Below are 13,147 nucleotides of genomic sequence, written 5' to 3' on the forward strand. Positions count from 1 at the left end.
CGTGGATAACCGAGGCCACCTCCAAGTGAGTTAAGTGCCCGAATCGGTGCGGTTTATGAAGTTGATTTTGGGGGTGTTGTCCGGACCTCGAAATATGCCCAATTCCTCAGTCATACGAAGGTGTCGCCTCTCTAGCGCGGCAATCCGGTTCAGCAGCACGCCCCGCTCTTCTCGTGCCGTCTCCAGTTTGGAACGGAGGTTCGCGTTTGCGACACGCTTCTTGTCGTAAAGTGATCGCATGCTCTGGCCAGGCTTCTTTTTGGCGTTTTGCTCGATCAGCTCCGCCAGGTCGGGGTACCGCTTGCGGCTCAGTGTGGAACGCTGAAACCCCGCCTCGACAGCGACGGAGGAAAGGGTCATCCGGGCTGTGGGCGACACTCGCTTCGGCTTGCCCTCCATCATTCGCTGGTAGGCCTTCCACAGGGCTCTGGCAGTCTTGTTGTTGACCCAATAGGGCGTTGAGGAACTTGTCGTCATTGTGGCTCCCGTTGGGCGTCGCGGTGGCTCTCAATGAGAGCGATGGCCTGTTCGACCATGGCCAGATCCGCCTTTTTCTGTTCGCGGGCGAACGCATCTCTGGCGGACAATTCTTCAAGCCCGTAGCGCACGCTGTCGCGCAAGGCGGTTAGCTCGGGTAGGCGGTGGCTGTCTATGATGGCCTTGCTGCACGGCTTTCCTTCAGCCTTGGTCATGCAGCCCCTCACCGTGAGGGCGCTCTGCCACTCGCAGTCATCATCCACCAGTGCGCACAAACCGAGTGTGTTGCGTTTCAGAGTGCCTGAGCGGGTGAGTCGCTTGATCTCGTCAAGGCTCAGTAGCGGCGTATCACCGACGACGGACCGCTTATGATCGTCGCCATAAGGCGAGAAGAATCGCTCGTCGTCAATGATTCGCGAGCGGGCCTGGTTGTAGGCGTCGGCATAGATGCGGGTGAACTCCTCAGCATTGGCACGTCGGGTGCCCGTGACCAGCGGGTGATCCGGGTGCGAGGCTGCGAGGTGCCAGTAGTTGCGACAGTAGTAGGCCGTCATCTGCCATGTCTGATGCTTAGCCTGGAAGCTCAGACTATCGGGACTGACCAGCCCGCTGGCAGCGGCGTTGACCAGCACCGTACGGCGGATCTGGTGGGCCGAAACCGGCCACTGCCGCCCTACGGCGTACTTTGTCTCGTCGAGGTCCGGCGTGAGTTGCTTGGCTTCGGCCCAATCCTCCTGAGTGATGCCCAGGTCTGCGTGCTGCGCGATTCGTGTCAGACCGGCGTTTGAGATAGGTTGGCCAAACTGAAGTTTCCCTTTGCGTTTCTCCGAGGGTGCACGGCGTCGGCCGAAGTCCATCTCCAGTACTTGAAACAAGTGGTCGCTCAAATGGGGCGGGTTCGGATGGACGGTGATGTAGGTGTCCAACAGCCGCTCTAGCGCCTGTGCTGCGGGGGCGACCTTAGGTGATGCAACCCAAATCGCATGCGGATTGTCTTGGGTCTTGGTGGTGGGGCCGGTCAGCAAATGAGTTAGGTTGTCGCCAATCTGCTCCTGGCGTAGACAACCCCGGCGAAGCGCCAGTATTTCGCTCTTGCGGGCGCAGGTGCCGGCGATGAGCGTCCAGAAGGCTGCGGTCCGCACCAGAGCAAAGTAAGAAGCCAGCGGGGTTGACACGTTGCCCACGCGATCCATCTGGCGCCGCAAGCGAGGTCTGTCTGACATCAGTGTCGCCCAGTGGACTTTCCCGCCTGGTCGTCTCTGATCGCATGTAGCGTGCGCCCAGGCCGCCAGTACCTCGGCAAGTTCATCGGCTACAGTAAGGTAGTCGGACAGAATCTCCTGTGCAGTGTCGTCGACGACCTGGTAGATCCGCCGTGGAATGACCGCATGCTGCCGATGCGACAGCGTGTCGATGTTGCGCAGCGCCCGGATCTGGTCGTGCTCCAGAAACGTCCAGCCGAGGGTGTCTCGCGCGGCCAGTGCGACACGCGCGATGCTGACGATGGCGCGCATCTTGTGATTGTGAGGCTTGCTCTGGCCGGGTTTCGGCGTGGCGACGAAGTCGATGACGACGTTGGGGTGGCGATGTAAATCTTTCAGCCTTACCCTCTGGTCGGCGCAATGAGCGGCGAGCCGGGCGAGATGCCAGCAAGTTCGAAACGCAGTTAAGGCAGCAAGGGTCTTACCGTGCGTCAGTCGCAGCAGGGCCAATCGCTTTGCGTCGTGCGAGTTATCCGGCCAGTTGACCGTTACGCGAAGACGCGGGCGCGACTTGTCGCTCGGAAACAGCCACACGTCGTCCGTGAGGCGGCTCAAGACATTGCCATGGTAGTCGACACTGACCACAGGGTTGTCTTCGGTCTCGATGCCCGTTATCTCGTGGTCCGAATAATCCAGCTTCAACGTCAGCGCCACTAGAATTCCTCCAGCCGAATGATCGTCGCGAACAGGGGATGCGGCTCGGTGCCGATTCGCTCACGCATGCGGTCGACATTTGTTTGCTGCTCCGGGTGACGCGTCAGGTAGTCCGTGACGATCGCGTCGATGAGCGCTATCGGTCGCTCACTCGCTGTGTTTGTCGCGACACGCCAACGGAGGACATGCTGGTAGCTCAGCAGGCGGTGGATGTAGTCCATCGAGTCCTCTCCCCGGTAATGGACACAGCCAAGGCATGCCGCCTCGTTGCAGCCTCCACCAGCGGTGTCGGCGGCAATCGGCTCACGGTGGCCAGGAGAGGCGCAGTTGCCTGGCGCCAGCGCGGAATGCTGTTCAGTGGCCCAGTGCCGGGACCATTCCAGCGTCGCCCAATGGAGGTTGCCTTTGCCGCCGTAGTGGCTCATCGCGACCTGCGGGGTATTGCCCAGATCGCGAGATACATGCAGCGAGTCGCCGCCGTAGCGCCGCAGTAGCCACTCGGCCTTGGCACGCCGCAAAGTGCGGGCGCCAAAGGCCGGCGCATCCGAGGCATCGAACCATGTTCTAAAACCCTTGATAGATTCATCAGAACACTGCTTTATGCGCCATGTGAGCGTACCGGTGCGCGCGGCGGCCTCCAGTGCCCTGCCACCGTTAGTGTTCGTAGTAATTGCCGGGAACATCGGCGTGTCGGTAGTGATGCCGCCCGGAACACATGCTTCAAGGAACTGTATGTGCTGGTCCAGCCGACGCGAATAGACGGTGCCTACACGGGGGCGGATGTGTCGGCCTGCACGCGCCTTCCAGATCGGCGCATTTGTCGCGTGCTGACCTACCGTGAGGGCGCGTGCCACCGATAGGTTGACCCCGGTAATGGCAATGAACCGGTGCAGTTCTGCGACGATGCGCAGGTTGATCATTTTGAGGTTGGCTGCCAGCGGATCGATAGCGGCGCCGTAGCTTCCGTATGGGGCGGGCAGTTCGGCGTCTACGCGCTGACCCTTACTGTTCCAAAGGCGGATGACTTCGTGGGCGCGGATTGCCGTGCACAGTCCATTGGCCGTCAGCGCGTCGATCACAACGTGCAGGTTGGCGCAGTACCGTTTGAGCTCGGCGTCGCCAGCGGCCTCCGTCGTCAGGCCGCTTCGTCGTAAGCGCGGCAGTGAGAGGGTCAACTTGATCTGATAGGCCGGCTGATGTATCGCGGCCGCAATGAAATGCAGCGGAGGCTGTATGTACTGGTGAACGGTTGCTGCACGGAGTTTTCCGGCGCGCCACTGCCTGACCAGATGCTGAGAGTAGGCTTGCAATGTCTCAACTGCGGTGTCCAGAGACAGCGTCTGGCATACCTCGTCAGCCCAGACGATCCAGCCGCGAAGTTTTCCCCACTGCGTTCTGAGAGATGTGGTCGATGGGCTTCGCTCGGTGAAGCGGGCACGAAACTCCTTGCTCAGCGCCTCTATCAAGCGCGGACGGGGCGCGGTCATATCAAGGCTATTCAGACGCGCTTGTCGAATGGTTCGCCACTGGTGGAGGGGCAGTCCAGCGTCACCGGGGATCAGAAGGCGAGCGAAATCTGCTTCCCTTGTACTGTGCTGTCCATCCAGCACAAAGCGCCAGTCGTCGTCACTTGGAGATTCTGCTTCGGTCGGCGGAAACAATACAGACCGCTCTGCGTCGGAGAGTGGAAGCGCTGTGACCGATCGGCGCAGGGTCGGACGGAATTTTTGTGATACAGCGTCACAGCGCGCCAGCAGCGGCACTATCGTTTCGCGCCGCAATGGCGCACCCGACTGATCCACCCACTGCACAAAGCGCCTCAGTGCGCCCGCGAGAGTGCCTGTGCTTGCGGGTGCCAGCCCCCAGCCCCGAATCTCGGCGACCATACCGGCCAGCACCGCGATGCGGTCCGGGTCAGTGACCCATGATGACGTATCGGTTCGCCGAAAGACGCGCGAGTCCATCGCTGAGCTTTCCGGCCAGATCAGGCGCTTCAGGTCTACGGGGGTGCCGTAACTATCTGTCCCAAGCTGCCAGTCGAATTTGTCCGGTGCCATGCCGGTCATGCGACTGGTTCCGGCACGCCGAGCCACTCTTCCCACGCGGCTGATGCCGCGTCCATGCGCTCGTCCTCCTCCACGAAATCGATGTAGAGCATGCTGCTGGCTGCGCTCGTGTGGCCCATTAGCCGCATCAGCACGGGCATTATTTGGTCGGGTGTGTGCCCGGCCTGCATCGAGGCCAGCACGAAGGCTGTTCCGAAGGTGGCGCGCGTGTCGTGGAATCGGAAGTTCTGGAGACGCAACCCTTGAGCCGATGCGAGCTTCCGCAACTGGGTCATGTCGTGCGAATAGGAGCGCGTGGACAGCGGCGCGCCTTGGTTGCTGAGTAGCACGAGGTCCTTCGCTTGCGGCGCCGCCTTTTTCGCACGCGCGTCACGACGGCCAGAGCGACAGTAGGTAAGCAACTCGCGCAACAGTGGCTCCGGGATCGACGGGTGATATGTCGCTCCGGCCTTGGTTGGGATCCCGTGCTCCGGCCCGACAGATATGGAGAACCAGCCCGGTATATCGTGTGACGGGAAGTTCTGACGCAGCGAGGTGTGCGTCAGACCCAGTATTGTTCCGAGCCGCATGCCTGAGAAGAATCCCAGTTTCAGGGTCAGCAGGAACTCCAAACGGAAATACTCTGCAGCGATCCCAAGTAGCGCGTCTCGATCAGTCATGCGCACCGGGACGCACCCTTCCTCGACGCCGCGACGACTCTGCTTGCCGCGCCGGATCGCCAAGTCGGACGAAACCACGTTAGTGACACGCTCGCGCCCAATGGCGTCGGCGTACCGAACTGCCACTACGCGAGGCCGATAGGGCTCGGCGGAACGGTGAAGATAACCAACGTAGGTCGCCCAGCCGTAGAAGGCCCGCAACACCGACATACGGTTGGCCGCAGTAGACCTGGCCAGGGTCTGGTCATGGATGCGGTCCATGACATGCCCGCGATACCGATAGGTCGGTCGCAGGGAACGCTCATTAGGGAAGTGGGACCAATCAAGTTCTTCCCTCTCCAGCCAGGAGGCATACCCCGCTAATGCATTGGCGTGCAGCATCACGGTCTTTGTGCTGCCCCGAGTTGCGTGGGCCTCGAAGGCCCGCTCGCGGAGGTATGCCATCGCAGGCAGCCAGGGCTCGCCATCACTCCAGATAATCGCGGGCATCTCCACCACCGGCCCGTGGGCCTCGTAATCGAGCTGTCCGTTTGATTCCGTTATCCGGAGGCGCTGACCTGGATACGTTTCTACTCTGGCAATGGGATTTCCCCGAGCTTGCACGGCAGCATCATGCGCGCGTTTGATCCCGATGTCTACGCTATGAATACTCACGCATGAAACGGCGTAGCGTTCACTCCACTGTGCAATAGATGCAGCCGTGCTCGCAGCCCATGTAGGGGTTGATGGAGTTCTCGAAGGGAACATCGGGCGAGCTGTTGCGGCTGACGATGCTGCGGCTCGTGACGGGGTGCAGGACCGTCTCCAGCCGTGGCGCCGGCGCTTCGGGGTCGTCGCCCGGCCAGCCGTCGTCGGCAGCCTCGCGCCCGAAGGCGCTGAAGCGGTGGCCGATATTGTCCGCGGCGCCGCGCCCCTTGCGGGGCGGAGTCTTCTGCGTCATGCCGTCCTCCTTGCCGCCGGCAGGGCATCATGAGCGCTCGAGTCCATCAGGGAAGCATCGTGGAAGGCAACGCAATCATCCTGCATCACTACTGGCTTTCCCCTTTCTCGGAGAAGATCCGGCTGCTGCTTGGCCATTGCGAACTGGATTGGCTCTCCGTCGAGCAGCCGCCGCGGCTGCCGCGCCCCGAGCTGACGCCCCTGACCGGTGGTTATCGCAAGATGCCGGTGATGCAGATCGGCGCCGATATCTATTGCGATACGCACGTCATGGTGCCCGAGTTGATGCGTCGCGGCGGACGGCCCGAGCTGCTTCCGGCAGCGCGCGCCGAGGAGATCACCGAGCTGGCCGACTGGGTCGACTCGCGGCTTTTCATGACTGTGATCACCGCCTCCATGGGGCTGTCCGCGGTCAATGCGCTGCGGCGCGACCACGGCTACGGCTGGGGCGAGCTGCTGCGCGTGATCACCGATCGCGTGCGCATGATGCGCGGCGCTGACGTGCCGCGCATTCCGCCCAAGCAGGCGCGTGCCGAACTCAAGGAGTTTCTCGGTCGCTTCTCGCAGGAGATGGAAGGCGCCTATCGCTTTGGTGAAGTACCCACGCTGGCCGACTTCTCGCTCTTTCATGTGCTGGGCTTCGGGCATGCAACGCTGCGCGCCGGCTTCCTGGATGCCTATCCGCGCCTGCTGGAATGGTACGCCCGCATGGGTGCCATCGGGCATGGCCGCTACCGCGACATCTCGCGCGCCGAGGCGCTGGCCGTGGCCGCGGAGAACGAGCCGGCCGAGCTGCCGGTCTTCGACGGTGGGGTGCCCCAGGGCCTAGCCATCGGCGATGCCGTGCGTATCGCGCCGGCGGATTACGGCACGACCCCTACCGAGGGCGAGCTCGTCGCCGCCACCGCCGAGCGCTGGATCATCGCGCGCGACGCCGGCGAGCTCGGCCGGCTGCATGTGCACTTCCCCCGCCAGGGTTTCCGCATAGCCACGCGCTAAGCGCTTTCATGAGCAACTGAGCCTCCCCGCATCACGGAAAGTTTGGTTCGGGGGCTGCCGTACCCCCTGACTTATTGATGCCTCCGGCAAGCAGGCGGAAGAGCTGCTGGAGCCCACAACAGGGCCGCGAGGCCGCCGGCGGAACGGAAGAGGCAGCGTTGTTAGCTACTGGCTGCAGCGGCGCACCGTAAGTGAGGTGCTTGCCGTCGTCGGAGTGATGGATCGCGAACGGGCCAATCGCTTGTGCTATGCCCAACCGTTTCGTGCCTTTCGAGGCGCTTCTCCGCCGGTTGGGCTGCAGGGGGCAGTGCTCCAGTCCGCGCAATGTGCTTCCCGTCGCCCTTTTGCGGGCGCCCTGAGGCCGCGTCATCGCCTTGGTGCGCAGCCCCGGAAGGCACGCCGGCGCGGGCTCTCGGCCCGCTCTGCCAAAACTACCCGGTGGGGTAGTGCCTGGCCCGCCGGGGCCTCCTAGCATCCCTTCCATAACGACTCGTCAGAGCGCCATGCAAAAAGGCGTCGTGGATGGAGGAGAATCCGGCCAGCGTAGCGCGTACCCGCTCAGGGATGCGGCGCACAGCCACCTCCGATGTCCTTCCGGCGGGTTCTCGGGATACCCGTAAGCAGCCGAAAGGCTGCGTACGCGTCGATGACGTCACAGGAGGCAGTCATGGCAGCAAGCGCCGAAGAAGTTCAGAACCTCACCAATGCAGAGGGCAGCGGGTCGCGGATCCATCAGTGGCCGGCATCCCCCAAATCCGCACTGGGCATCTCCGGCGCCGAGCCGCCGATGACCGATATCGAGGTGGAGTTCCAGCAGACGCTGCGACGCTTCGCACTGGAGGTCATGCGCCCGATCGGTCGCAAGCTCGACCGCATGACGCCCGAGGCGATCATCGCCGACGACTCCCCCTACTGGGAGTTCCGCAAGAAGTACCTCGAGCTGGGCATCGACCTTGCGCAGCTCTTCGAGATGCCGCCGGAAGTGCGCTCGCGCATGTTCTGCCTGATTTTCGAGGAACTCGGCTACGGCGACGGCGGCCTGGCGATCTCGGTGGGCGCCGGCGTGCTGCCGCAGTACCTGTCGGCGCTGTTCGGCAACCAGTTCCTGATGGAGCGCTTCCCGCAGGAAATGCTGGGCTGCTGGGCGATCACCGAGCCGGACCACGGCAGCGACACCCTCGACCCGACCGGCGCGGCACGCCACGCCGACGGCAAGGTCAGCCGCTCCAACTGCATCGTCAGCTTCAAGGGCGACAAGATGGTCATCAACGGCCAGAAGTCGGCCTGGGTTTCCAACGGTACGGTGGCCGAGGTCTGCATCCTCTACGCCGCGGCTGATACCGGCAACGGTGCCGACTACGAGCATGGCTGCGTCGTCGTGCTGCCGCTTGATCTACCCGGAATTTCGCGCGGCAAGCCGCTGGACAAGATCGGCCAGCGCGGTGACCCGCAGGGCGAGATCTTCTTCAATGACGTCGAAGTGCCCATGGAGTATCTGCTCGCCGGACCGGAGGACTTCCAGCGTGCTGTCTACTGCATTCACGCCGAGGCCAATGTGCTGATGGGCGCGACCTGGACCGGCGCCGCCCGCGCCGCCGCGGACATGGCCTTCGAGTACGCCCACGAGCGCAAGCAGGGTGGCGTGCCGATCATCCGTCACCAGCGCGTCGCGCAGCGCATCTTCGAGATGTACCGCAAGGTCGAGGCCGGCTGCGCGCTGACCCGCCGCGCGGCGCACTACAACCAGTCGGCCGATGTGCCGGCGCTTCAGGCCGCGATGATGGCCAAGGTGAGCGCCACGCAGTGGGCGCATGAGGTCACCAGCGAGGCGATCCAGATCTTCGGGGGCAATGGCCTCACGGCCGAGTACCCGGTCGAGAAGATGTTCCGCGATGCGCGTTCCTCGATGATCGAAGACGGCTGCAATGAGCTGCTCTCCATCAAGGGCGGTTACCTGATCAGCGACGCCCAGAAGGGCGCCTAGAAAGCCAGCGAGCCAACGGGCGCAGACCCGACACGGGGGCGGTATGAAACAGCAGGCCATTGTCGCCGGCGCGGGTATGACCCGCTTCGGCAATCACCGGGACACCGGACTCAAGGCGCTGGCGGGGGAGGCCATCCAGGCCGCCCTCGCCGACGCCGGCATCGACGCCCGGCAGCTGCAGGCCGCCTATATGGGCAATGTCGCCGCCTCGGTCATCACCGGTCAGGTCTGCGTGCCTGGCCAGATGGCACTGCGCGAGCTGGGCGTCGGCCGCATCCCCGTGGTCAACGTCGAGAATGCCTGCGCCACCGCCTCCACCGCCTTCGAGCAGGCCTGCTCGATGATCACGCTGGGTCGCTACGACATCGTGCTCGCCTGCGGCTACGAGAAGCTCTACCACGAGGACAAGCAGCGCACCTTCTCGGCCTTCACCGGCGCGGTGGACGTCGAGAACATGGAGGGCGTGCTGGCCGACATCCAGGCACGGGTGAAGGCCGTGGGCATGGACGCCGACCTCGAGGGAGCCGGCACCAAGCGCTCGCTGTTCATGGATATCTACATGGCGTGGGCCGTGGAGCACATGAAGCGCTACGGCACCACGCGCGAGCAGTTCGCGGCGGTCTCGGCCAAGAACGCCTTCCACGGCAGCCTCAATCCGCGCGCGCAGTTCCAGCAGGCGCTCACCGTCGAGGACGTGCTGGCGGCGCGCGAGATCGCCTGGCCGCTCACGCTGCCCATGTGCTCGCCGGTCGGCGACGGCGCCGCGGCGGCGGTGGTCATGAGCGAGCGCATGGCGCGCCAGCTCGCCATCGGTGATCGCGGCATCCGCGTCGCCAGCAGCGTGCTCGCCAGCGGCTGGGACTATGCATCGGAGGAGGAAGCCCAGCTGCCCGCCGTGGTCGCTAAGCAGGCCTACGAGGAAGCCGGCATCGGACCCGAGGACGTGAGCTGCATCGAGCTGCACGACGCGTCGGCGCCGTCCGAGCTGATCTATTACGAGCATCTGGGTCTGTGCGCACCCGGCGAAGGTGGTGCGCTGGTCGAGTCCGGCGCCACACGCCTCGGCGGACGCATCCCGGTGAACACCTCGGGCGGTCTGCTGCGCAAGGGGCATCCCATCGGTGCCACCGGCATCGCCCAGATCGTCGAGCTCACCGAGCAGCTGCGCGGCGAATCCGGCAAGCGCCAGGTCGAGGGCGCCCGCATCGGCCTCGCCGAGAACGGCGGCGGCTACATCGGCCGCGATGCCGCGGCGCTGGCCGTGACCGTCCTCACCAAATAGCAAGGGGGAGACGACATGTCCGAACACAACGAGTTGATACTCGGCCACATCGTGGCCGACTGGGTCGAGCGCGACCCGGACCGCACCATCCTGACCTTCGTGCAGGTCGCGCCCGACGGCAGCCTCGTCGACGAGACGCGGACCTATCGCGAGATCCAGGACAACGCGCACCGCATCGCGGGCGCGCTGCAGCAGGACGCCGGCATGGCGCGCGGTAGCCGCTTCGCGATCATGATGCAGAACCATCCGGAGTTCGTGGACACCATGGTCGCGAGCTCGATCGCGGATACCGTGTTCGTGCCCATCGATCCGCGCACGCAGGGCCAGAAGCTCCGCTACATGCTCGACTTCGCCGAGTGCGAGGGCATCGTCACCGCCGACTATGCGCTCCCGCAGGTGCTCGCCGTCGTGAAGGACCTGCCGCGCATCCGCTGGGTCTGGGTGGTCGGCGACGGGGTCATCCCGGACGGCCTGCCCGGCGTCCAGCGCATGGCCGACATCCTCGCGCGGCCGGTGCCCGACCTGCCCATGCTGGCGCAGGACCCGACCGCGCCCATGCAGATGCTCTATACCTCCGGCACCACCGGTGACCCCAAGGCCATCCTCTCGCCCTACGCGCGCTTCGGCGGCATCGCGTCGCTGGGGCCGGCGCTGGGTCTGCGCGAGGACGACCGCCCCTACACCGGCCTGTCGCTGACCCATGCCAACGCCCAGCTCATCACGCTCGGCAACGCCCTCAAGATGGGCACGCCGGCGGTGTTCAGCCGCAAGTTCACCAAGTCGCGCCTGTGGGATATCACGCGCCACTACGGCTGCACCATGTTCAACCTGCTGGGCGGCATGACCACCGCCATCTACAGCGAGCCGCGCAAGCCCGACGACGCCGACAATCCGGTGCGCTACGTGATCGCGGCCGGCATGCCCGCACAGATCTGGGAATCCTTCGCCGAACGCTTCGGCCTGGAGATCTTCGAGTTCTATGCCACCGCCGAGGGCGGCCTCTGCATGAATCCGCCGAACACCGGTCCGGTGGGCAGCATCGGCCGGCCGCCGCCCACGATGGTCGCGCGTGTGGTGGACGACGAGGGCAACGACTGCCCGCCCGGCGAGCCCGGCGAGCTCATCTTCCAGAACGCCGATGGCACCTGTGCCCCGGTCGCCTACTACAAGAACGAGGAAGCCTCGGAGAAGAAGACCGCCGGCGGCTGGTTCCGCTCCGGCGACATCGGCAGCGTCGACGCGGATGGCTGGTACTACTTCCATCACCGCAAGGGCAGCGCCATCCGCCACAACGGCGACTTCATCAACCCGGCCTACGTCGAGAAGGCGATGGCCGAGCACGACGCCGTCGACGATGTCTACGTCTACGGCGTCACCGCCGGCAACGGTGTCGCCGGCGAGAAGGACGTCGTCGCCGCCATCGTGCCGGCACCCGGAGTGCGGGTCGATCCGGCCGCGCTGTTCGCGCACTGCCGGGCCACGCTCGAGCCCAACTTCGTGCCGACCTATATCCAGGTCATGGACGAGATTCCCAAGACCGCCTCGGAGAAGCCGCAGGAGCGCTTCTGCGTGGAGGCCTTCGAAAACCACCCGGACCGCGTGCACACCGCACCGGCCGCCGCCAGAAAACACGCATAAGGAGACGCAGACATGAGCAAGCCCCAGGTCGTCATCTACGGAGCAAGCGGATACACCGGCAAGCTGGTCGCCTGGCACCTCGCCGAGCGCGGCATCCCCTTCATCGCCGCCGGGCGCGACGAGAAGCGGCTGCAGGAAGAGATGGCCAAGGTGCCCGAGCTGAAGGGCCACGAGTACCAGTGCGTGGCCTGCGATCTCGACTACGACAAGCTCAAGGAGCTGTTCACCGGCACCACGGTGGTCTACAACATCGTCGGCCCGTTCATGCAGCTCTCCGAGCCGGTCGTGAAGGCCTGCCTCGACGCCGGCGTGCACTACCTCGACACCACCGGCGAGCAGGACTGGATCATGATGCTGGAGGAGCGCTACGGCGAAGCCTTCAAGAAGAAGGACCTGCTGCTCTGCCCGGCCAACGCCTTCATGTGGACCGCCGGCGAGATCGCCGCCCAGGTCTGCCTCGAGTCGCCGGGCATCGACACGCTGGACATCCTCTACATGGCCGACTCGGCCACCAGCGTGGCGTCGACGGCATCCTTCCTGCGCATGACCTGCCGCGACCAGTACTACCTCAAGAACAACGCCTTCGAGGTCTGGCCGCACACCAAGGACTACAACGTGTCCGTCCCCGGAACGCACCAGACCTACCAGGCCCTGCCGTGGAGCGGCGCCGCCGAGCCGGTCTGGTTCCGCAACGACGACCGCGTGCGCAACTGCGAAGTGCTGGTCGCCTTCAAGAACCGCGACGTCATGAACTGGGTGGTCGAGCGCATCACCGAGTGGTATGACAACTACCGGGACATGCCGCGCGACGAGTTCGAGAAGATCAGCAACGAATGGGGGCGCGGCCTGGTGAGCGTCGAGCCGCCGCGCGAGATCCGCGAGGAGAACCGCAGCATTCTCTCCTGCCACGGTCGCGGCAACACCGAGTCCCGCACGGTGGTCCTGCGCGGCAACTCGCCGTACATCCAGGCCGGCGTGTGGTCGGCCGAGTCCATCCGCCGCATCCTCACCGGGCAGCTCCGAGCCACCGGCTTCGCCTCGCCGTGCCAGGCCTTCGGTCATCGCGAGCTGCTGGCGGCCACGGTCGAGTGCGGCTATCTGACCTGGACCGAGACCTCGCACTGACGTGCCGGACCGCCTGCGCCGCGACCGGGTGGCGCAGGCGGTAGCGCGATACAACAACAAAC

Annotated in this window: 10 protein-coding genes; 5 read left to right on the top strand and 5 right to left on the bottom strand. The window is 64.6% G+C overall.

The window, feature by feature from the left end; genetic code table 11:
* Positions 1 to 30: 30 nt before the first annotated feature.
* The 5 genes from KAH28_RS12430 to KAH28_RS12450 form a co-directional block, all read right to left on the bottom strand.
* Positions 31 to 477: a hypothetical protein gene (locus tag KAH28_RS12430; RefSeq protein ID WP_290577067.1), complete on the bottom strand. Its 447-nt coding sequence runs from the start codon at positions 475 to 477 to the stop codon at positions 31 to 33.
* Positions 474 to 2,393, bottom strand: a complete 1,920-nt coding sequence (locus KAH28_RS12435; protein ID WP_290577069.1) for a hypothetical protein — start codon at positions 2,391 to 2,393, stop codon at positions 474 to 476. Before KAH28_RS12435 ends, KAH28_RS12430 begins: the two co-directional genes overlap by 4 nt.
* Entirely contained in the window at positions 2,393 to 4,459 is a 2,067-nt protein-coding gene (locus tag KAH28_RS12440) for a hypothetical protein (RefSeq protein WP_290577071.1), read from the bottom strand. Before KAH28_RS12440 ends, KAH28_RS12435 begins: the two co-directional genes overlap by 1 nt.
* Entirely contained in the window at positions 4,456 to 5,607 is a 1,152-nt protein-coding gene (locus KAH28_RS12445) for a tyrosine-type recombinase/integrase (RefSeq protein WP_290577073.1), read from the bottom strand. Before KAH28_RS12445 ends, KAH28_RS12440 begins: the two co-directional genes overlap by 4 nt.
* A gap of 184 nt (positions 5,608 to 5,791) precedes the next feature.
* A complete protein-coding gene (locus tag KAH28_RS12450; RefSeq protein ID WP_290577075.1) occupies positions 5,792 to 6,058 on the bottom strand; it encodes a hypothetical protein in 267 nt (88 codons plus the stop codon).
* A 59-nt stretch (positions 6,059 to 6,117) separates the two neighbouring features.
* On the opposite strand from KAH28_RS12450, the gene KAH28_RS12455 reads away from it, so the two are divergent.
* From KAH28_RS12455 to KAH28_RS12475, 5 genes are all read left to right on the top strand, one after another.
* Positions 6,118 to 7,056, top strand: a complete 939-nt coding sequence (locus KAH28_RS12455) for a glutathione S-transferase family protein (protein ID WP_290577077.1) — start codon at positions 6,118 to 6,120, stop codon at positions 7,054 to 7,056.
* A gap of 667 nt (positions 7,057 to 7,723) precedes the next feature.
* Positions 7,724 to 9,040 carry an acyl-CoA dehydrogenase gene (locus tag KAH28_RS12460; RefSeq protein WP_290577079.1) on the top strand — a complete coding sequence of 439 codons (1,317 nt, stop codon included), beginning with the start codon at positions 7,724 to 7,726 and terminating at the stop codon, positions 9,038 to 9,040.
* 43 nt (positions 9,041 to 9,083) lie between these two features.
* Positions 9,084 to 10,322, top strand: a complete 1,239-nt coding sequence (locus KAH28_RS12465) for a thiolase family protein (RefSeq protein ID WP_290577081.1) — start codon at positions 9,084 to 9,086, stop codon at positions 10,320 to 10,322.
* Between the two features lie 15 nt (positions 10,323 to 10,337).
* Entirely contained in the window at positions 10,338 to 11,960 is a 1,623-nt protein-coding gene (locus tag KAH28_RS12470; RefSeq protein WP_290577083.1) for an AMP-binding protein, read from the top strand.
* Between the two features lie 12 nt (positions 11,961 to 11,972).
* Positions 11,973 to 13,085 (top strand): DUF5938 domain-containing protein, encoded by a 1,113-nt coding sequence (locus KAH28_RS12475; protein ID WP_290577085.1) that lies wholly within the window; start codon positions 11,973 to 11,975, stop codon positions 13,083 to 13,085.
* Positions 13,086 to 13,147: the final 62 nt, after the last annotated feature.

This window comes from Algiphilus sp., from assembly GCF_023145115.1.
Classification (GTDB): domain Bacteria; phylum Pseudomonadota; class Gammaproteobacteria; order Nevskiales; family Nevskiaceae; genus Algiphilus.